The sequence below is a fragment of the Burkholderia sp. HI2714 genome, assembly GCF_002223085.1.
GTDB classification, from domain to species: Bacteria; Pseudomonadota; Gammaproteobacteria; order Burkholderiales; family Burkholderiaceae; genus Burkholderia; species Burkholderia lata_D.
This window is the reverse complement of sequence record NZ_NKFM01000053.1, coordinates 364,698-383,859: the sequence shown is the minus strand read 5'-3', so window position 1 is coordinate 383,859 and position 19,162 is coordinate 364,698. Positions and strand designations below refer to the sequence as shown.

Annotated in this window: 18 protein-coding genes and 1 pseudogene; 16 read left to right on the top strand and 3 right to left on the bottom strand. The window is 66.3% G+C overall.

Going from position 1 to position 19,162, the window contains the following annotated elements; all coding sequences use genetic code 11:
• Positions 1–48: 48 nt before the first annotated feature.
• Positions 49–513: an Lrp/AsnC family transcriptional regulator gene (locus tag CFB82_RS28460; RefSeq protein WP_069251137.1), complete on the top strand. Its 465-nt coding sequence runs from the start codon at positions 49–51 to the stop codon at positions 511–513.
• Positions 514–615: 102 nt separating this feature from the next.
• Positions 616–2,147, top strand: a pseudogene (locus tag CFB82_RS28455) (amino acid permease).
• Positions 2,148–2,314: 167 nt separating this feature from the next.
• Here CFB82_RS28455 and CFB82_RS28450 read toward each other — a convergent pair.
• Together CFB82_RS28450 and CFB82_RS28445 are read right to left on the bottom strand one after the other, a co-directional pair.
• On the bottom strand, positions 2,315–3,040 hold the full coding sequence (locus tag CFB82_RS28450; protein WP_089486305.1) for a glutathione S-transferase: 726 nt from the start codon (positions 3,038–3,040) through the stop codon (positions 2,315–2,317).
• A gap of 128 nt (positions 3,041–3,168) precedes the next feature.
• A complete protein-coding gene (locus CFB82_RS28445; protein ID WP_089486199.1) occupies positions 3,169–3,492 on the bottom strand; it encodes a cupin domain-containing protein in 324 nt (107 codons plus the stop codon).
• A 390-nt stretch (positions 3,493–3,882) separates the two neighbouring features.
• Between CFB82_RS28445 and CFB82_RS28440 the strand changes: the two genes are divergently transcribed.
• The 8 genes from CFB82_RS28440 (at position 3,883) to asd (ending at position 11,131) form a co-directional block, all read left to right on the top strand.
• Positions 3,883–4,704 (top strand): hypothetical protein, encoded by an 822-nt coding sequence (locus CFB82_RS28440; RefSeq protein WP_089486198.1) that lies wholly within the window; start codon positions 3,883–3,885, stop codon positions 4,702–4,704.
• A gap of 30 nt (positions 4,705–4,734) precedes the next feature.
• Complete coding sequence (locus CFB82_RS28435) at positions 4,735–5,502, top strand: Tat pathway signal protein (protein WP_089486304.1); 768 nt, start codon at positions 4,735–4,737, stop codon at positions 5,500–5,502.
• 273 nt (positions 5,503–5,775) lie between these two features.
• Complete coding sequence (locus CFB82_RS44135; RefSeq protein ID WP_256990500.1) at positions 5,776–6,078, top strand: hypothetical protein; 303 nt, start codon at positions 5,776–5,778, stop codon at positions 6,076–6,078.
• 206 nt (positions 6,079–6,284) lie between these two features.
• Complete coding sequence (gene leuC / locus CFB82_RS28425) at positions 6,285–7,694, top strand: 3-isopropylmalate dehydratase large subunit (protein WP_069251142.1); 1,410 nt, start codon at positions 6,285–6,287, stop codon at positions 7,692–7,694.
• 3 nt (positions 7,695–7,697) lie between these two features.
• On the top strand, positions 7,698–7,844 hold the full coding sequence (locus tag CFB82_RS28420; protein WP_043177617.1) for an entericidin A/B family lipoprotein: 147 nt from the start codon (positions 7,698–7,700) through the stop codon (positions 7,842–7,844).
• Positions 7,845–7,912: 68 nt separating this feature from the next.
• A complete protein-coding gene (gene leuD / locus CFB82_RS28415) occupies positions 7,913–8,563 on the top strand; it encodes a 3-isopropylmalate dehydratase small subunit (protein ID WP_069251144.1) in 651 nt (216 codons plus the stop codon).
• A 79-nt stretch (positions 8,564–8,642) separates the two neighbouring features.
• Positions 8,643–9,710, top strand: coding sequence for a 3-isopropylmalate dehydrogenase (gene leuB, locus CFB82_RS28410; RefSeq protein WP_089486197.1), 1,068 nt, complete (start codon positions 8,643–8,645; stop codon positions 9,708–9,710).
• Positions 9,711–10,009: 299 nt separating this feature from the next.
• Entirely contained in the window at positions 10,010–11,131 is a 1,122-nt protein-coding gene (asd, locus tag CFB82_RS28400; protein ID WP_089447393.1) for an aspartate-semialdehyde dehydrogenase, read from the top strand.
• Between the two features lie 104 nt (positions 11,132–11,235).
• Here the strand turns inward: asd and flgE are convergent, their stop codons facing one another.
• Complete coding sequence (gene flgE, locus CFB82_RS28395; protein ID WP_069251146.1) at positions 11,236–12,480, bottom strand: flagellar hook protein FlgE; 1,245 nt, start codon at positions 12,478–12,480, stop codon at positions 11,236–11,238.
• 38 nt (positions 12,481–12,518) lie between these two features.
• On the opposite strand from flgE, the gene CFB82_RS42480 reads away from it, so the two are divergent.
• The 6 genes from CFB82_RS42480 (at position 12,519) to CFB82_RS28370 (ending at position 19,127) form a co-directional block, all read left to right on the top strand.
• A complete protein-coding gene (locus tag CFB82_RS42480) occupies positions 12,519–12,725 on the top strand; it encodes a hypothetical protein (RefSeq protein WP_143750977.1) in 207 nt (68 codons plus the stop codon).
• Positions 12,726–13,329: 604 nt separating this feature from the next.
• Positions 13,330–15,507, top strand: coding sequence for a FimV/HubP family polar landmark protein (locus tag CFB82_RS28390; RefSeq protein ID WP_089486196.1), 2,178 nt, complete (start codon positions 13,330–13,332; stop codon positions 15,505–15,507).
• Positions 15,507–16,319 (top strand): tRNA pseudouridine(38-40) synthase TruA, encoded by an 813-nt coding sequence (gene truA / locus CFB82_RS28385; RefSeq protein WP_179255464.1) that lies wholly within the window; start codon positions 15,507–15,509, stop codon positions 16,317–16,319. The genes CFB82_RS28390 and truA overlap by 1 nt, the downstream gene beginning before the upstream one ends.
• On the top strand, positions 16,316–17,017 hold the full coding sequence (locus tag CFB82_RS28380; RefSeq protein WP_069251149.1) for a phosphoribosylanthranilate isomerase: 702 nt from the start codon (positions 16,316–16,318) through the stop codon (positions 17,015–17,017). Before truA ends, CFB82_RS28380 begins: the two co-directional genes overlap by 4 nt.
• Before the next feature lie 55 nt (positions 17,018–17,072).
• Positions 17,073–18,266 (top strand): tryptophan synthase subunit beta, encoded by a 1,194-nt coding sequence (trpB, locus tag CFB82_RS28375; RefSeq protein WP_089474483.1) that lies wholly within the window; start codon positions 17,073–17,075, stop codon positions 18,264–18,266.
• A gap of 9 nt (positions 18,267–18,275) precedes the next feature.
• The gene (locus CFB82_RS28370) at positions 18,276–19,127 is read left to right on the top strand and encodes a DNA-methyltransferase (protein ID WP_089486194.1); all 852 of its coding nucleotides are present in this window, start codon (positions 18,276–18,278) and stop codon (positions 19,125–19,127) included.
• Positions 19,128–19,162 lie beyond the last annotated feature (35 nt).

Sequence of the window (19,162 nt, the reverse complement as noted above, 5' to 3'; positions counted from 1 at the left end):
CAGGAGACGTTCCGCGCATCAGCCACGACCCGACCGGAGCGAACGCGGATGACCGACAAGAAGATGCAGCTCGACAAGATCGATCTCCGGATCCTCGACATCCTGCGCACCGATGGGCGGATTTCCTACCGGAAGCTGTCGGAACTCGTGAACCTCACGCCGCGGCCGTGCCAGGCGCGCGTGGAGCGGCTCGAGGCGCTCGGGGTGATCGAAGGATACCGCGCGGTGATCAAGGCGCCGCGCGCGACCAAGCCGATCGTCGTGATCGCGCAGATCACGCTGGCCGACCACGGGCGTTCGCAGGCGCCGTTCGAGGACGAAATGCGGACGAATCCGGCCGTGCTCGATTGCTGGCTCGTCAGCGGCACGTTCGATTTTCTCGTGCGGCTCGCGTGCGAGGATCTCGACGAGTACCGGCGGATCGCGAACGTGTGGCTGGAAAGCCCGCGGTTCCGGATCGAGAAGATCGTGACGACGGCCGAACTGCAGGCGATCAAGCGCAGCATCGTGTGATGCGGCCGGCCGGGAAGGGCCGGTTTCGACGCGAATGACTGGGCCTGACGATTTGCATTCCGAAGCAAATCGTCAGGCTCCAATCGAACCAGGGTGAACACTATGGATGCTTTGCAAGCGACAGCGGAGACGGTCGCACCGTCCGGAACGACGCTGAAGCGCCGTCTGCAGGGCCGCCACATCGCGATGATCGCGATCGGCGGCTCGATCGGCACGGGGTTGTTCGTCGCGTCGGGGGCGTCGGTTGCCCAGGCGGGGCCGGGCGGGGCGATCGCCGCGTATATCGCGATCGGGCTGATGGTGTACTTCGTCGTCACGGGCCTCGGCGAGATGGCCGCGCTGATGCCGGTATCGGGCTCGTTCGCGATCTACGGCGAGAAGTACGTCGACGAAGGCTTCGGCGTCGCGCTCGGCTGGACCTACTGGTACAGCTGGGCCGTGACGATCGCGATCGAGCTGGTCGCCGCGCAGATCGTGATGCGCTACTGGTTTCCAACCCTACCCGGCATCTGGTGGGGCGCGGGTTTCCTCGTGCTGATCTTCCTGCTGAATACGCTGTCGGTGCGCGGTTTCGGCGAATCGGAATACTGGTTCTCGCTGATCAAGGTCGTCACCGTGGTCGCGTTCATCGCGGCCGGGCTGCTGATCGCCGCCGGCCTGATCGGGAACGGGCATCCGGTCGGCTTGCGCAACTTCACGACGGGCGACGCACCGCTCGTCGGCGGGGTACACGCGATGATGAGCGTCGCGCTGATCGCGGGGTTCTCGTTTCTCGGCACCGAGCTGGTCGGGATCACGGCCGGCGAATCGGAAAACCCGCGCAAGACGATCCCGCGTGCGGTGAAGCAGATCTTCTGGCGGATCATGCTGTTCTACGTGTTCGCGATCTTCGTGATCGGGCTGCTGGTGCCGTACACGGACCCGAACCTGCTGAAGAGCGACGTGACCGACTCGGCGTGAGCCCGTTCACGCTGGTGTTCAGCCATGCGGGTTTCCGGCTCGCGGCCGGCGCGATGAATCTCGTGATCCTGACGGCCGTGCTGTCGGCCGGCAATTCCGGGACTTACGCGGCGACGCGGATGCTGTACAACCTCGCGGCGGAAGGGCGCGCGCCGGCAATGTTCGCGACGCTGTCGCCGGGCGGCGTGCCGCGCAACGCGCTGTACGCGACCATGGCCGTCGGCGGGCTGTGCTTCCTCACGTCGCTGACCAACAACCAGAGCATCTACCTGTGGCTGCTGAACACGGTCGGCATCACGGGCTTCATCGCGTGGCTTGGCATCGCGGTCTGCCATTACCGGTTCCGCAAGGGGTTCCTGAAGCAGGGCTACCGGCTCGATCAACTGCCGTACCGCGCGAAATGGTTCCCGTTCGGGCCGCTGTTCGCGATCGCGATCTGCATCGTGATCTCGCTCGGACAGGATTACCAGGCGTTCTTCGCGGCCCGCATCGACTGGATGGAAGTGCTGTCGATCTACGTGTGGATTCCGCTGTTCGTCGCGATCTGGTGGGCGTATCGCCGTGCGCGCAAGAGCCGGCTCGTGCGCTACGAGGAGATGGACATCGGGCCGTGGCTGACGCGTTCGGTCGAGGCCGTCGATGCAGCGGCCACGCAGCACGGGCAGTCGCACTGACTGCCTGGTACCGAAAGCGCGATAACGGGAGCCGGCATGTTTTGTCCGGCCGGCTCCGATGCGTGCGGCTAGCGTGTGGCGTCATCTGCACGAGACGCCGGTCGCCGCGTGAGCAGGGGGCATCCGCCGCCCTGCATGAAGGAAGCGCTGCGGATGCCGTGCCGGCGTTACTTGTCCAGCTCCGGATAGTGCCGGAAGATGCCCATGTCGTTGAACGGGATGCGGCGTGCCGACTCGAGATAGAGCGCGACAGGCGGATGCAGTGCAACACGGTCGTGCAGTGCAACCAGCGCCGCGATCTTCCGCTCCGCACGCTTCATCGCTTTCGGAAACGCGTAGCGCAGGCCCTCGATCAACTGGAACATCGACAGGTCCGCATAGCTGAGTGCATTGCCGGCGAGGTAGCCGCTCTTGTGCGGATTCTGGTCGAGCACGCGCTCGAAGTAACCGAGGAATTTCGGCAACCGGTTTTCGAGGAAATCGGCGGCACGTTCGGCGGCTTCCGCCTGTTGATCCTCGTAGTAGAGGCCGCTTGCGATCGGATGGTGCGTGTCGTGGATCTCGGTGACGAAATCGGCGACGGTCAACTGAAGCTGGTGCACCCACAGCCGGCCGGCTTCGTCGTCGGGCGCGAGCCCCAGCCGCGCGCCGAGAAACAGCAGGATGTTCGCGGTCTGCCCGATGACGACGTCGCCGGCCTTCAGGAACGGCGGCGCGAACGGCACGCATTCCGCCTTCGTGCTGTCCATCATGCGCATCATGGCCGGCACGCCCATGCCGCGGCCCGATTCGCGCGCGACGTCGACATAGTCGGCTCCGGCCGCTTCGAGCGCGAGCCGCACGTACTCGCCTCGGCCCTGGATCTCGGGCCAGTAATACAGTTCGTATCGCATGCTGTATTCCCGTTCGTTGAACCGGCTGCCACCGGCATCGTGACGACCGGGCGGCCACGCGTCGCGCGCCACCCGCTGCGAATAGACAGTCTAGGCGATCGCAGGAAAAGTGCCGCGTGCGTCGTGCGTTACGCGCCGCGCTCGCCGCCTTCGGGGCTGTAGAAGAACACCCACGTCGAGAAGTCGTCGGAGAAGCCGATGAAGCGGTGCTCGGCGTGTGCCGGGACGAACAGCACGTCACCGGCCGCGACTTCGCATTCGCGTCCGTCGACGGCGAAGCGCGACGTGCCCGTGGCGATCGCGTAGATCTCGTCGCGCGTATGCGGCTTCTGCTTGTCCTCGATGCGCGGCCGGTACAGCTCGACGTCGAGCGTGCCGTGGCGAAACAACGTCGTGAACAGCGTGCCTTCTTCGTCGAGGCGGGCGAGCGATTCGTTCAGGCCGAGCTTCATGGCGGGGGCTCCGGGTCTGGATCGTGGGGATCGGGCCATACGGGTCGTGCCATCGTAGCGCGAAATGCCGGGGCGTCATACGGCGCGCGGGACGCGCGATCGCCATCCGTGGAACGAGTCACGCGGGCGCTCGCCATGCATGAAACAGCGGTGTCCATCCGTGAAACGACGATGCGATTGCGCGGATTCTATCGTGAGCTTCACCGCAATTTAATAAACACCGACTACGATCCGGCCTCGTCAATCGACAGAGACGCAGCGATTCGATCCGCGCTGCGGCACTGCCGTCCGTCGCCCACCTGCGCGACCCGCCCGATTGCCATTTCCCGTGACCGTGAATGCGACGCCGAGGCATCCCGTCGACGTTATTCGCATCATTTCGTATTTCTTATGAAACTGAATCCGCTGGCTGCTTCACGCAGAAAATTCCTGGCCGCCGCGCCGGCCGTCGCGGCGGTGCCGCTGCTGAGCGCGTGCGGTGGCGACGACGTTACGTCGGCCCCCGTGACCGACGCGGCGCTGGCCGCGCAAATGTCCGCGAAGCTGAATGCGCAGCTCGGTGATGCCGCGACGGTCGGTGCGATCCAGCCCGCGCTGACCGACGTCGGTTTTACCTGGGACTTGCCGTCGATGCCGGCGGCCCAGGCCGGCGCGATCGTCGCATACAGCTTCGGCAATCGCCCGAACGCGGCAAGCGGCAATACGTCGAGCACGGGCGGCAATCAGTCCGCGCTGCCCGATCCGGGGCCCGTCAACGAAGCGCTCGCGGACGCCGTCTACCGCATTCGGCAACTGAAACCGGTCAAGGTCTACGCGCAGTGGGAGATTGCGCGCTTTCTCGTGTCGAAATACGGGATGGGCGCCGACGTGCTGTCGTCGATCGAGCCCGTGATCGCGAGCGACGGCACGATCGTGTACCTCAGTACGGCGGGCGTGGCCGCCGAGGCCGTGTCGCGCGCGGGCGGCGCGGCCGCGATGGGCAGCGTCGCGGTGGTCGGTCATCGGGATCACGCGAAGCGCTGCATCCAGACCTCGCAACAGGCCGGCATGAAGGCGGCCGCGGTTGCCGAGGTGGCGTTGCCGACGCTTTACGACCCGCAGTCGGGCCAGCCGTGGACGCGTAACCGCAGCCTGTACCTCGTGCACGACATGTATGCGCAGATGCTCGGCCGCGCGATCGGCGCGACGATGCAGGCGTTCCCGAAGGGCTGACGCTCTTTCTTTCTCCCGATTCCGATGACCATGCAGACCCGCCGCCATTTTCTCGCTTCCGTTTCCGCTTCCGCGCTGGCCGCGACCGATGCCGCCAGTACGCCGGCCTTCGCGAGCGACGCGCCTGTTTCAGACGCCGAACTGCAACGCCAGATGCTCGGCAAGCTGACGAACGAACTGAACGACCGCGCAGCCGCCACCGACGAGACCGGTTACCTGTTCGATACGTTTTTCTCGTGGATGCCGCCGACCGTCCAGAACACGGCCATCAACACGATTGCCGCATTCAGCTTCGGCAGTCGCGCCGCGGCGGCGACCGGTGCCGCGCCGGTGCCGGGCCCGGTGAACGAGGCGATCGCCGACGCCGTGTTCCTGCTGCGCCAGAAGGTTGCCGTGCGGATCTTCGCGCAGCAGGAAGTCGCGAGCGTGCTCGCGTCGAAATACGGGCTGACGGCCGGCGTGACGTCGATCGCAACCCCGGCCCTGGCCGCCGGCAGCCCGATACCGACGCCAGATGGCGTCGCTGCCGCGATCGTCAAGCAGGCCGGCTCGGCTGCGGCACTCGGCAACGTCGGTATCGTCACCCATACGGATCAGGCGTCGCTTGCCGTGCGCGTGTCGAATGCCGCGGGGATGCAGGCCGCGGTGCCGGCGGGCCTGACGCTGCCGTCGCTTTACGACGCGTCCGCGCAGATGCCGGCATTGCGGCGCCGCGATCTCTACCTGCTGAGCAACGTCGGCGTGCAGCTGGGCATGCTGCGGCTCGACCTGATCAAGCGCGAATACCCGAACGGCTGAAGCCGCCGGACGTTCGCTGAACCTTTCCCGTTCATCAACTTCTTCGGTTCAGGAATCGTCATGTCCTTTCGTTTTTGGTTGCGTGCCACGCGCTGACCGACTTCACGTTCGAGGCGCTCGGCGTGCCGCGCAACCGCGCATTGCGCGCGAACGCGAATCCCGACTACTACGACCTCGGGGTGTGCGGCCCCCGTATGGAAGGACCAGGCGGCGGACCGCGCGAACTGCGGGTTCTTCAAGACGCCTTCGCTGCGCAGCACGTCACTGCGCCGGATGTTCTTCCACAACGGCCGTTTCCACACGCTGAAGGACGCGCTGCGCTTCTACGTGCAGCGCGATACCGACCCCGCGAAGTGGTATCCGGCCGACCGGCACGGCCGCGTCGTGCAGTACGACGACCTGCCTGCGCCTCTGCGCGTGAACGTCGACACGACGGACGAGCCGCTCACGCGCAAGCGCGGCGAGAAACCGGTGTGGAGCGCGCGCGATATCGACGATGTCGCGGCCTTCCTCGCGACGCTCGACGACGGGTATGTGCCGCCGGCGAAGGCGGCCGGCCGGCGCGCGTCGCCCTGACACGCGCAACGCGGCGCGGCGGCGGCAATCGGCGCCGCGCCGTGGTGTCCGCGTTGCCGGGTAATGCTTATCCGGGTATCGCCTGTACCACCCAACTCACTGTTTTTATTCACTTTTTTCGTTATCGTGGTACTCCGTGGGCCGATTTTGCGTGGCATAATCGATCACATCCGCAAGGCTTGTAGTCACAACGACCCCGCATACCCATGGCACAGACTCTCTACGACAAACTGTGGAACACCCACGTGGTCCACACCGAGGAAGACGGCACGACCCTGCTCTACATCGACCGTCAGCTGCTGCATGAAGTCACGAGCCCGCAGGCGTTCGAAGGGCTGAAGATGGCGCAGCGTCCGGTGTGGCGCATCAGCGCGAACCTGGCCGTGTCGGACCACAACGTGCCGACCACCGATCGCAGCCACGGCATCGCCGATCCCGTCTCGAAGCTCCAGGTCGACACGCTCGACGCGAACTGCGACGCGTTCGGCATCACGCAGTTCAAGATGAACGACGTGCGCCAGGGCATCGTCCACATCATCGGGCCGGAACAGGGCGCGACGCTGCCGGGCATGACGATCGTGTGCGGCGATTCGCATACGTCGACGCACGGCGCATTCGGTGCGCTCGCGCACGGCATCGGCACGTCGGAAGTCGAGCACGTGCTCGCCACGCAAACCCTGCTGCAGAAGAAGAGCAAGAACATGCTCGTGAAGGTCGAGGGCACGTTGCCGCGCGGCTGTACCGCGAAGGACATCGTGCTCGCGATCATCGGGAAGATCGGCACGGCCGGCGGCACGGGCTACGCGATCGAATTCGGCGGCTCGACGATCCGCGCGCTGACGATGGAAGGCCGCATGACCGTCTGCAACATGGCGATCGAGGCCGGTGCGCGCGCAGGCATGGTTGCGGTGGACGACACGACGATCGACTACCTGAAGGGCCGCCCGTTCGTGCCGACCGGCGCGGAATGGGACCAGGCCGTCGAATACTGGCGCCAGTTCAAGTCGGACGACGGCGCGCAGTTCGATCGCGTGGTCGAGCTGAACGCAGCCGAAATCGTCCCGCAGGTCACGTGGGGCACGTCACCGGAAATGGTCACGTCGATCGACGGCCGCGTGCCCGATCCCGAGCGCGAGAAGGATCCGGTCAAGCGCGATGCGATGGAGCGTGCGCTGGCCTACATGGCGCTCGAGCCGAACACGCCGATCGAATCGATCAAGGTCGACAAGATCTTCATCGGCTCGTGCACGAACGCGCGGATCGAAGACATCCGCGCGGCCGCGTATGTCGTGAAGAAGCTGAACCGGCGCGTCGCGTCGAACGTGCGGCTCGCGATGGTCGTACCGGGCTCGGGCCTCGTGAAGGCACAGGCCGAACGCGAAGGGCTCGACAAGGTGTTCACGGACGCCGGCTTCGAATGGCGCGAGCCGGGCTGCTCGATGTGCCTCGCGATGAATGCCGACCGGCTCGATCCGGGCGAGCGCTGCGCGTCGACGTCGAACCGCAACTTCGAAGGCCGGCAGGGCGCGGGCGGTCGCACGCACCTCGTGAGCCCCGCGATGGCGGCAGCCGCGGCGATCGAAGGTCACTTCGTCGACATTCGCCAGCTGGGGTAACGCATGACGGCATCGAAACTCGTGGCGCGGCTGGTTGCCGCGCTGGCGCTCGCAGGGCTGGGCTTCGGCCTCGCGGGCTGCAATACCGTCCAGGGTTTCGGGCAGGACGTCAACGCCGCCGGCAGCGCGCTGAAGCGCGCCGCGGAGTAACGTCCCCCACCGAGAATTTGTCGATGTGCGCCGGCTGAACGCCGGCCCTCCAACCGGATAGACGGATCATGGAAAAATTCATTGTGCATACCGGCGTCGTGGCGCCGCTCGATCGCGAGAATGTCGACACCGACGCGATCATCCCGAAGCAGTTCCTGAAGTCGATCAAGCGCACCGGCTTCGGTCCGAACGCGTTCGACGAGTGGCGTTACCTCGATCACGGCGAGCCGGGCCAGGACAACTCGAAGCGTCCGCTGAATCCCGACTTCGTGCTGAACCAGCCGCGCTACCAGGGCGCATCCGTGCTGCTCGCGCGCAAGAACTTCGGCTGCGGCAGCTCGCGCGAGCACGCGCCGTGGGCGCTGCAGCAGTACGGCTTCCGCGCGATCATCGCGCCGAGCTTCGCGGACATCTTCTTCAACAACTGCTACAAGAACGGCCTGCTGCCGATCGTGCTGACCGAGCAGCAGGTCGATCACCTGTTCAACGAGACGGTCGCGTTCAACGGCTTCGAAGTCACGGTCGACCTCGACGCGCAGGTCGTGCGCACGGGCGACGGCCGCGAGTATCCGTTCGAGATCGCCGCGTTCCGCAAGTACTGCCTGCTGAACGGCTTCGACGACATCGGCCTCACGCTGCGCCACGCGGACAAGATCCGCCAGTTCGAAGCCGAGCGCCTCGTGAAGCAGCCGTGGCTCAACACCAAGCTGGTCGGCTGAGATCGCCTTTCGGGCGGGCGCGCCGGCGGCGCGTTCGCCGGCCTGCCTCCATAAAAACCTACCCAGTCAGGAATTTCGCATGAAGATTGCAGTGCTGCCCGGCGACGGCATCGGTCCGGAAATCGTCAATGAAGCCGTGAAGGTGCTGAACGCACTCGACGAGAAGTTCGAACTCGAACAGGCGCCGGTCGGCGGCGCGGGCTACGAGGCAAGCGGCCATCCGCTGCCCGACGCGACGCTGAAGCTCGCGAAGGAAGCCGATGCGATCCTGTTCGGCGCCGTGGGCGACTGGAAGTACGACTCGCTCGAGCGCGCGCTGCGCCCCGAGCAGGCGATCCTCGGGCTGCGCAAGCACCTCGAGCTGTTCGCGAACTTCCGTCCGGCGATCTGCTATCCGCAGCTCGTCGATGCTTCGCCGCTGAAGCCCGAGCTGGTCGCGGGCCTCGATATCCTGATCGTGCGCGAACTGAACGGCGACATCTACTTCGGCCAGCCGCGCGGCGTGCGCGCCGCACCGGACGGCCTGTTCGCCGGCGAGCGCGAAGGCTTCGACACGATGCGCTATTCGGAACCGGAAGTGCGCCGCATCGCGCACGTCGCGTTCGAGGCGGCCCGCAAGCGCGCGAAGAAGCTGCTGTCGGTCGACAAGGCGAACGTGCTCGAGACGTCGCAGTTCTGGCGCGACATCATGATCGACGTGTCGAAGGAATACGCGGATGTCGAGCTGTCGCACATGTACGTCGACAACGCGGCGATGCAGCTCGCGAAGGCGCCGAAGCAGTTCGACGTGATTGTCACCGGCAACATGTTCGGCGACATCCTGTCGGATGAAGCGTCGATGCTGACGGGTTCGATCGGCATGCTGCCGTCGGCATCGCTCGACAAGAACAACAAGGGCCTGTACGAGCCGTCGCACGGTTCGGCGCCGGACATCGCGGGCAAGGGCATCGCGAACCCGCTCGCGACGATCCTGTCGGCCGCGATGATGCTGCGCTACTCGCTGAATCGCGCCGAGCAGGCCGATCGCATCGAGCGCGCGGTGAAAACGGTGCTCGAACAGGGCTACCGCACGGGCGATATCGCGACGCCGGGTTGCCGGCAGGTCGGCACGACGGCGATGGGCGACGCGGTGGTCGCGGCGCTGTAACGCAATCACGTAGAAAGGGTGCGAACGGGCCGCGAAATCGGCCGGTTCGCGTGCGGTTGGCCGTTGTGCGGGCCACCGGCTTTGTGTAGACTCGAACGATGGCGCATCTTTCCCTGATCTCCCCGGTCTTGAAACTCCACGGCAACACAGCCCGTGCGGGTGCGCGCGCCATCGTCATCACGAAAACCATTACCACGAAAACGATCATTAAACGCTGATCGTCCGTCGTGCCCGCCTATTTCCCCGCGCGGTCACACCGGGGACGGAAATGGCGGGGAAGCTCCATCAAAGGGTTAGTCATGAACGTAGGTCTCGTAGGTTGGCGCGGCATGGTCGGCAGCGTCCTGATGCAGCGCATGCAGGAAGAGGGCGATTTCGACCTGATCGAACCGGTGTTTTTCAGCACCAGCAACACGGGCGGCAAAGCGCCGTCGTTCGCGAAAAACGAGACTACGCTCAAGGACGCGACCAACGTCGACGAGCTGAAGAAGTGCGACGTGATCATCACGTGCCAGGGCGGCGACTACACGAACGACGTGTTCCCGAAGCTGCGCGCGGCCGGCTGGAACGGCTACTGGATCGATGCGGCATCGTCGCTGCGGATGAAGGACGACGCGGTCATCATCCTCGATCCGGTCAACCTCGATGTGATCAAGGATGCGCTCGTCAAGGGCCAGAAGAACTTCATCGGCGGCAACTGCACGGTCAGCCTGATGCTGATGGCACTCGGCGGCCTGTTCCGCGAGAACCTCGTCGACTGGATGACGGCGATGACCTACCAGGCCGCATCCGGCGCGGGCGCGCAGAACATGCGCGAGCTGCTGGCGCAGATGGGCACGCTGAACGGCGCGGTGAAGGAGCAGCTCGCCGATCCGGCTTCCGCGATCCTCGACATCGACCGCCGCGTGCTGGCCGCGATGAACAGCGATGCGATGCCGACGAGCAACTTCGGCGTGCCGCTCGCCGGTTCGCTGATTCCGTGGATCGACAAGGATCTCGGCAACGGGATGTCGAAGGAAGAGTGGAAGGGCGGCGCGGAAACCAACAAGATCCTCGGCAAGCCGGCCATGGGCGAGCCGGGTTCGATCCCGGTCGATGGCCTGTGCGTGCGGATCGGCGCAATGCGCTGCCACTCGCAGGCGCTGACGATCAAGCTGAACAAGGACGTGCCGCTCGACGAGATCAACGGCATCCTCGCATCGGCGAACGACTGGGTGAAGGTCGTGCCGAACGAGCGTGAAGCGTCGATGCGCGACCTGTCGCCGGCGAACGTCACGGGCACGCTGACGGTGCCGGTCGGCCGCCTGCGCAAGCTCGCGATGGGCGGTGAATACCTGTCGGCGTTCACGGTCGGCGACCAGCTGCTGTGGGGTGCCGCCGAGCCGCTGCGCCGCATGCTGCGCATCCTGCTCGACAAGTAAGTTGCATGTCCGGCCCGCGATATGCGGGCCGCGGTGCACAAGATTGCGCGCCGCGTCGGCCTTGACGATATCAAGGCTGGCGCGGCGCGTTTTTCATGTGCGGGTCAGCGCATGTTCAGGAGCGTCTGGTCGACGGCCTGCTGCGCCTTGATCGTCTGCGCGTTCGCCTGGTAATCGCGCTGCGCCTTGATCAGGTTCACGAGCTCGGTCGTCAGGTTGACGTTCGAGTTTTCCAGCGCGCTCCCCTGCAGCGTGCCGTGGTTCGTGCTGCCCGGCGCGGAGATCTGCGGCACGCCCGACGCGGCGGTTTCCACATACTGGTTGCCGCCGATGTTCTCGAGCCCGTTCGGGTTGTTGAAGTTCGCGAGCGCGATCAGGCCGAGCACGGCGCTCTGGCCGTTCGAGTAATTGCCGGTGAGCTTGCCGTCGGTGCCGATCGAGAACGTCGTCAGCGTGCCGCTCGCGAAACCATCCTGTGCGAGGTTGTTCACGCCGCTTTTCCCGCCGAACTGCGTCGTGCCGGTCAGGTCGAGCGTCAGGTTCTGCGGATTGGCGCCGCCCGACGCGTTGGGGATCGAGAACGCGAACTGGCCGAGGCTCGGCGTCGGCTGGCCGGTTGCGGCCGACGTCGTCGAGCTGATCCGGCCCGATGCGTCGAACGTGACGGTGCCGAGATGCGTCGGCGTCTGGCCCTGCACGCCCGCGTAGGCCTGCCAGGTGCCGGCCGCGTTCTTGGTGAAATACATCGACACCTGTTGCGCGCCGCCGAGCGTGTCGTACACCTGGATCGACGAATTGTAGTTGTACGTGGTGCTGTCGCCCGCGTTGAACGGCGTCTTGGCCGGCACCTTGTCCTGCGAGTTCAGGTTGAACTGGCCGGTGATCTTCGTCGTCGCCTGCGGGGCGATGTTGCTGGTCGGCGCTTGCAGCGGCACGGTCGCCGCGGTGTTGATCGCGCCGCCGGGGCCTGCCGCATAGCCCATCAGGTTGCGGTTCTGCGCGTCGACGATGGCGCCGCTCTTGTCGCGGTGGAATACGCCGTCGCGCGAGTACGTCGTCACGCCGTTGTTCGACATCTGGAAGAAGCCGTTGCCGTTGATCGCGATGTCGAGCGACGACTTCGTCGTGTTGATCGTCCCCTGGCCGAATTGTTGCTGCACCGACGTGAGCCGCGTGCCGATGCCGATCTGCGTGTTGGTCGACGTCGCGACCGAATTCGCATACATGTCGGCGAAGTTCGCGCGACCCTGCTTGAAGCCAACCGTGTTTGCGTTCGCGATGTTGTTGCCGATCACGTCGAGATGGTTTGCCGCGCCGGCCAACCCGCTCAAACCCTGTTGATAGCCCATGTTCGATCCCCGTAACGAGCTGGTGAGTAAATGCAGTCGTGCGACTGCGCGATGCCTCCCTGGCACCTCACGGCGTCGGCCCGGCCGACCGCGTTCCCGCTTTTATGGCGGGTGCGAGCGCGATGGTCGAATTGCGCCGATTCTTGTTTGAGGATGATCCTAACGACGGCAATTATTCGATCTGTGTAATTTTGTGTAATGAAATTGAATTGCTGTCGAAATGTTTGATTTCGTATGGGCAATGAAGCGGAGGTCAGGCTGGGGAGCCTTGTGGGGCGGGGGTTTTGCGGCGGGAATGCTCAATTCGGCGATCAGAGGGGGGAATCGGCCTCTTATCGATCAATTGAAATTTATTGGAATAAGATAATGGCCGGATGGATTTATTTTGATTGGCGCTTGTTAATTCATTAACGGCGGGCAGCGCGAATTATTGAACAAACGCACCCGATTTCCCGGTCGTGGTCCTGTGTCGGGCCCCGGGTTGTGCGAACCGCACCGTTGAGTGAGCAAAGGCACGTGGGATGCGTTCGGCGGGCGATGCGGCCGGACGGTTTTTCATCCGAGAGAGGCGCGCCTCCGGTCGATCGCGGACGCGGGTCGCAGCGTGCGCAACCGGACATCCACGCGGCCCGACCGCGGGACGCGCCGACGCGTGCGCGCGATCGGTTGCACCTGTCGGCGATGAATTCGGCCCGAACCTGATCACGTGAAGTAAACTACGCGGTTACGACGCACAGAGCCGCCGAAAGCGTCGCGTTCCACGCGACGCTTTTGCATTTCTGCGGCAACTTTATTGACGCCTTCAACCGCGAATCCGAGCCGCGCCCGCGCGCGGCGATAGAGCCAACGATGTCCCGAATTTCCTTGTTTCCGCGTCAGTCCCGTCTGTCGCGCGCCGTGCGTGGCGCGCTGGCGATCCTGGCGCTCGGCGCAACCGCATCGGCCTGGGCGGCCGGCACCGGCGAACTGCCGGCGTCCGCTGCCGACGGCGCAGTGCCGCTTACCGTGACGGTCCAGCCGGGCCAGTCGCTGAACGACATCGCGAAAGCGGCCACGCAGTCGCGCGATCCGGGGGTGCTCGCGCGCGCCGGCCGCGCGCTGTTCGACGCCAATCCGCAGGCGTTCATGAAGCACGACGCGAGCCGCCTGAAAGTCGGCGCGACGCTGACCGTGCCGGCGCTCGACGCGACAGGCGCGGCACTCGTGCCGGCCGGTGCATCCGCTGCATCCGCAGCGTCCGGTGCAGCCGCAGCGTCCGCACCAGCCGCCGCGTCGGGCGGCACGGCAGTCGCGCAGCATGGTGCGTCCGCACCGCACCCGGGGTCGACCGTGCAATCCGCGCCGGTGGCGCCGGCCGCGCATGCGGCGCCTGTCAGCGGGGCGAGCGTCGCGACGGCCGCCGGCGCGTCGGCATCGGTCGGTGCTTCGGCTGCCCACGGCGCATCGGCTGTCGAAAGCATGCAGCCGGCGGCACCCGTTGCCGGGGCAAGCGGTCCGCATGTGTGGAGCGGCACGATCCAGTCGGTGCCGTCGTCCGCGAGCGGTGCCGTGATCCCGCCTGCATCGGGCAGCCAGGTTCCGGGCATGAACGAACCGGCTGGCGCGGCACCGGTCACGGGCGCGTCGCAGCCGCGGCCGTCGAGCCTGCAGCAACTGCTGGCGCTGAAGAACCGCGTGCTGATGGAATTGCAGAAGCACGGTATCGGCAAGCCGGCCACGACGAACGAGGTCAAGCCGGCTCCGGCGCCGGCACCTGTCGCGCCGCGTCCGGCCGCGAACGATACGGGCGCGTCCGCGGCCGCGTCGACGACAGTCGAAGCGGCGTCCGGCATTGCTGCCAGCGCGGTGCAGCCGGCATCGGTATCGGCGCCCGCGCAACCGGTCGCGCCGGTGGTGGCGCCTGCACGCGGTAACGAGCAGATCGACTGGCGTCCGGCCGCGGTGGCCGGTGCCGCCGTGATCGTCCTCGCGGCGGGTTTCGCGTGGCGCAAGCGCAGGAAGAGCCGACGCACGGACGATGCGGGTACGGACACGGTGGCTACCGCTACGGCAGCGGGCAGTGTCGCGGCAGCGGCTGCCGCTGCGCAAGCCGAAGCCGCGCCTGCTGTCGAACCTGACTTGCCGATCCGGCCCGAGATGCCGGTCGCGCGTGATGCCGCTTCCGACTTGAGCCTTGCCGCGGCGACTGCCGCAGCGGCGGAACCGGTCGAGACGCCGGATACGGACGTATCGCCGGCGCCGGACGTGGCGACGGCGCATGTCGAGCAGCCCGAATTGCCGACCGCGCACGCGGCAGTGCAGCCCGCGAGCGAGACGGCGCCGGTTTCGCACGATGCCGAGCCGATCGAAAAGGTCGCAGCCGAAACGCCGGCCGAAAAGCCGTCAGAGACGCCGATCGAGACGTCGGTGGAGGCACGGGGCGCGATGCCGGTCGAGACGCCGGCCGCACCCGCGGCCACCGAAGCGCAGCACGCGGCGCTGATGCAGAACGCGATCAGCGCGCTCAGCAGCCTCGACATGCCGCTGCCGCCGCGCACGCCGGACGAGTCGCCGATGGCGGCGGATGAGCCGCCTGCGCAAGCAGGGCAGTCCGGCACCGATAAAATCGCAACTAACGGTCAAGCTGCCCAGCCCCTCCCGATTGGCGCGATCGATCCGGCCCCGGAACATCCGGCCGACCAGGACGACGAGTTCGACTGGGATCCGGACGCAGCGACGCCTGCGAGCCAGGCAGGCAGTTCGTTCGCGACGTCGTCGCTGCCGCCGCTCGGCGGCGCGCAGTTCGGCGCGCTGAAGCTCGATTTCGATCTCGACCTGCCGGCCGCGCCGGGCGCCGCGTTGCCGGCGCTGACGCCGGACGAGCTTGCCCGCATCGCGCGCAACAAGCTCGATCTCGCGTCGGAGTACGTCGAGCTGGGCGACCTGTCCGGTGCGCGGACGCTGCTGCAGGAAGTGGTCGACGCGAACGACGCCGCGACGCGCGACGATGCGCGCGCGCTGCTCGCGAAACTGGCGGACGAGGCGTGATGCGGATCGCGCTCGGCATTCAGTACGACGGCGCGGCGTTCTGCGGCTGGCAGGCGCAGCCGCACGGCAAGACCGTGCAGGATCGGCTCGAGCACGCACTGGCCGAGTTCGCGCGCGTGCCGCTGCATACGACGGTGGCCGGGCGGACCGACACGGGCGTGCACGGGCTCGGGCAGGTCGTGCACTTCGATACCGACCTCGATCGCGAGGTTTTCTCGTGGGTGCGCGGCACCAACGCGTTCCTGCCGCCGACCGTGGCGGTGCAATGGGCGAAGCCGATGCCGGACACGTTCCACGCGCGCTTCTCGGCGTTCGAGCGCACCTATTACTACACGCTGTACGTGCATCCCGTACGCTCGCCAATGCTGGCGGGGCGCGCGGGCTGGATCCATACACCGCTCGACGACGACGCGATGCGCGCCGCCGCCGTGCACCTGATCGGCGAGCATGACTTCTCGTCATTCCGGTCGTCGGAATGCCAGTCGAAGACGCCGGTCAAACACCTGTATCAGATCGACGTGCGGCGCGTGGGTTATTTCATTCATTTCCGCTTCCGCGCCAACGCGTTCCTGCACCACATGGTGCGCAACCTGATGGGCTGCCTCGTCGCGGTCGGTCGCGGCCGCTATCCGGCCGACTGGCTCGCCGACGTGCTGGCCGGACGCGATCGCAAGCTTGCAGCGCCCACGTTCATGGCCGACGGGCTGTACCTCGCCCACGTCGGCTACCCGGCGGAATTCGCCGTCCCGCCCGCGCAGCTCGGCAGTGTGCCGTGGAGCAGCGTCTGGGCCGATCTGGACCCGCAATCATGACGGATCACGCCGTGTCTCCCTCGATTCCCGCCGCGGCCGGCCTGCCGCCGCGCACCCGCATCAAGCTGTGCGGGCTGTCGCGTCCCGAGGACGTGCTGCACGCGGCGGCGCTCGGCGCCGATGCGATCGGTCTCGTGTTCTATCCGAAGAGCCCGCGCGCGGTGTCGATCGCGCAGGCGGCGGAGCTGGCGCGCCTCGCGCCGCCGTTCGTGTCGGTGGTCGGGCTGTTCGTGAACGCGACCGAGGCCGAGATCGAGGCCGTCGTGCGCGACGTGCCGCTTACGCTGCTGCAGTTCCATGGCGACGAGACGCCCGAACAGTGCGACGCACTTGGCCGCGCGGCACGCCTGCCGTGGCTGCGCGCGGTGCGCGTGGGCCCCTCGACGCAATCGGCCGATTTGGTAGAATCGGGTCTTCATTATTCGAAAGCGCGCGGCCTCCTGTTCGACACCCTGGTGCCGGATTACGGTGGTAGCGGCAAGGTCTTCGATTGGTCTCTTATTCCCGCAGAGCTCGCGCATCGGGCCGTTTTGAGTGGTGGCTTGAGCGCGCAAAACGTCGGTGATGCGATTCGCCAGTTGCGCCCGTTTGCTGTCGATGTCTCGAGTGGCATCGAAGTGGAGGGCGCGAAGGGCGTGAAGGATCACGCCCGGATGGCGGCGTTCGTACGCGCGGTGCGCGAAGCGGACGCCGGGTGATGCAAGCCGGTGCGGCTCCGAAAGCGGGGCGCGCCGACCGATCGAGAGAGACACCATGTACAACCTTCCTGATGATCGCGGCCATTTCGGCCCGTATGGCGGCACGTTCGTCGCCGAGACGCTGATTCACGCGCTGGACGAACTGCGCGCGGCATATGAAAAATTCCAGAACGATCCCGATTTCGTCGCCGAATTCGAGCGCGAGCTGAAGCATTTCGTCGGCCGCCCGTCGCCGATCTATCACGCGCAGCGCTGGAGCGAGACGCTCGGCGGCGCGCAGATCTACCTGAAGCGCGAAGACCTGAACCATACCGGCGCGCACAAGATCAACAACGTGATCGGCCAGGCGCTGCTCGCGAAGCGCATGGGCAAGAAGCGCGTGATCGCCGAGACGGGCGCGGGCCAGCACGGCGTCGCGACCGCGACGATCTGCGCGCGCTTCGGGATGGAGTGCGTCGTCTACATGGGTTCGGAAGACGTGCGCCGCCAGGCCGCGAACGTCTACCGGATGAAGCTGCTCGGCGCGACGGTCGTGCCGGTCGAATCGGGTTCGCGCACGCTGAAGGACGCGCTGAACGAAGCGATGCGCGACTGGGTCACGAACATCGAGAACACGTTCTACATCATCGGCACGGTCGCGGGCCCGCACCCGTACCCGATGATGGTGCGCGACTTCCAGCGCGTGATCGGCGACGAGTGCAAGGTGCAGATGCCCGAGCTCGCAGGCCGGCAGCCTGACGCGGTGATCGCCTGCGTGGGCGGCGGTTCGAACGCGATGGGCATCTTCTACCCGTACATCGACGACACCTCGGTGCAGCTGATCGGCGTCGAAGCAGCCGGCGACGGCCTCGACACGGGCCATCACGCGGCGTCGCTGATCGCAGGCAGCCCGGGCGTGCTGCACGGTAACCGTACCTACCTGCTGCAGGACGACAACGGCCAGATCATCGAGACGCATTCGGTGTCGGCGGGCCTCGACTATCCGGGCGTCGGCCCCGAGCACGCGTGGCTGAAGGACAGCGGCCGTGCGCAGTACGTCGGCATCACCGACGAGGAGGCGCTGAAGGCATTCCACGACTGTTGCCGGATCGAGGGGATCATTCCCGCGCTCGAGTCGAGCCACGCGATCGCGTATGGCGTGAAGCTCGCGCCGACGTTGCCGAAGGACAAGATCCTGCTCGTCAACCTGTCGGGCCGCGGCGACAAGGACATGCACACGGTCGCCGAGCGATCGGGCATCGAGCTCTGACCCCGACCGATGCGTGACCTGATCGAAGAACCGGGCGGCGGTGCCGCGAGCGAGGCGGGGGCGGTTCAGCCCGCCGCTGCCGAGCCGCGCGCGCTGCCGTCCGGTATCGAACTGCATAACCGCGATTTCCTGACCCATGCCGCGCGCCTGCCGGACGCGTCGATCGACCTGATCGTCGCCGATCCGCCGTACGGGCTCGGCAAGGACTACGGCAACGACTCGGACAAGCGTTCGGGCGACGACTTTCTCGCGTGGACGCGCGAGTGGCTCGAGCTCGCGATTCCGAAGCTGAAGCCGAGCGGGTCGATGTACATCTTCTGCACGTGGCAGTACGCGCCGGAAATCTTCAGTTTCCTGAAGACGCAACTCACGATGGTCAACGAGATCATCTGGGACCGACGCGTGCCGAGCATGGGCGGCACGACGCGCCGTTTCACGTCGGTGCACGACAACATCGGCTTTTTCGCGGTTTCCAAGGCGTATTACTTCGATCTCGATCCGGTCCGCATCCCGTACGACGCCGACACGAAGAAGGCCCGCTCGCGCAAGCTGTTCGAAGGCAGCAAGTGGCTGGAGATGGGCTACAACCCGAAGGACGTCTGGTCGGTCTCGCGCCTGCATCGGCAGCACGCGGAGCGCGTCGATCATCCGACCCAGAAGCCGCTGGAAATCATCGAGCGGATGGTGCTCGCAAGCTGCCCGCCGGGCGGCCGCGTGCTCGATCCGTTCATGGGCAGCGGCACGACCGCGGTGGCCTGCGCACGGCAGGGGCGCGACTTCGTCGGCTACGAGATCAACGAAAGCTATTGTGCGATCGCGCACGAGCGTGTGAACGCGCTCGCTGCGCCGGCGTGCGCGTGAATCGCGCCGCTGCATCGCCGAACGCATCCAGGAAA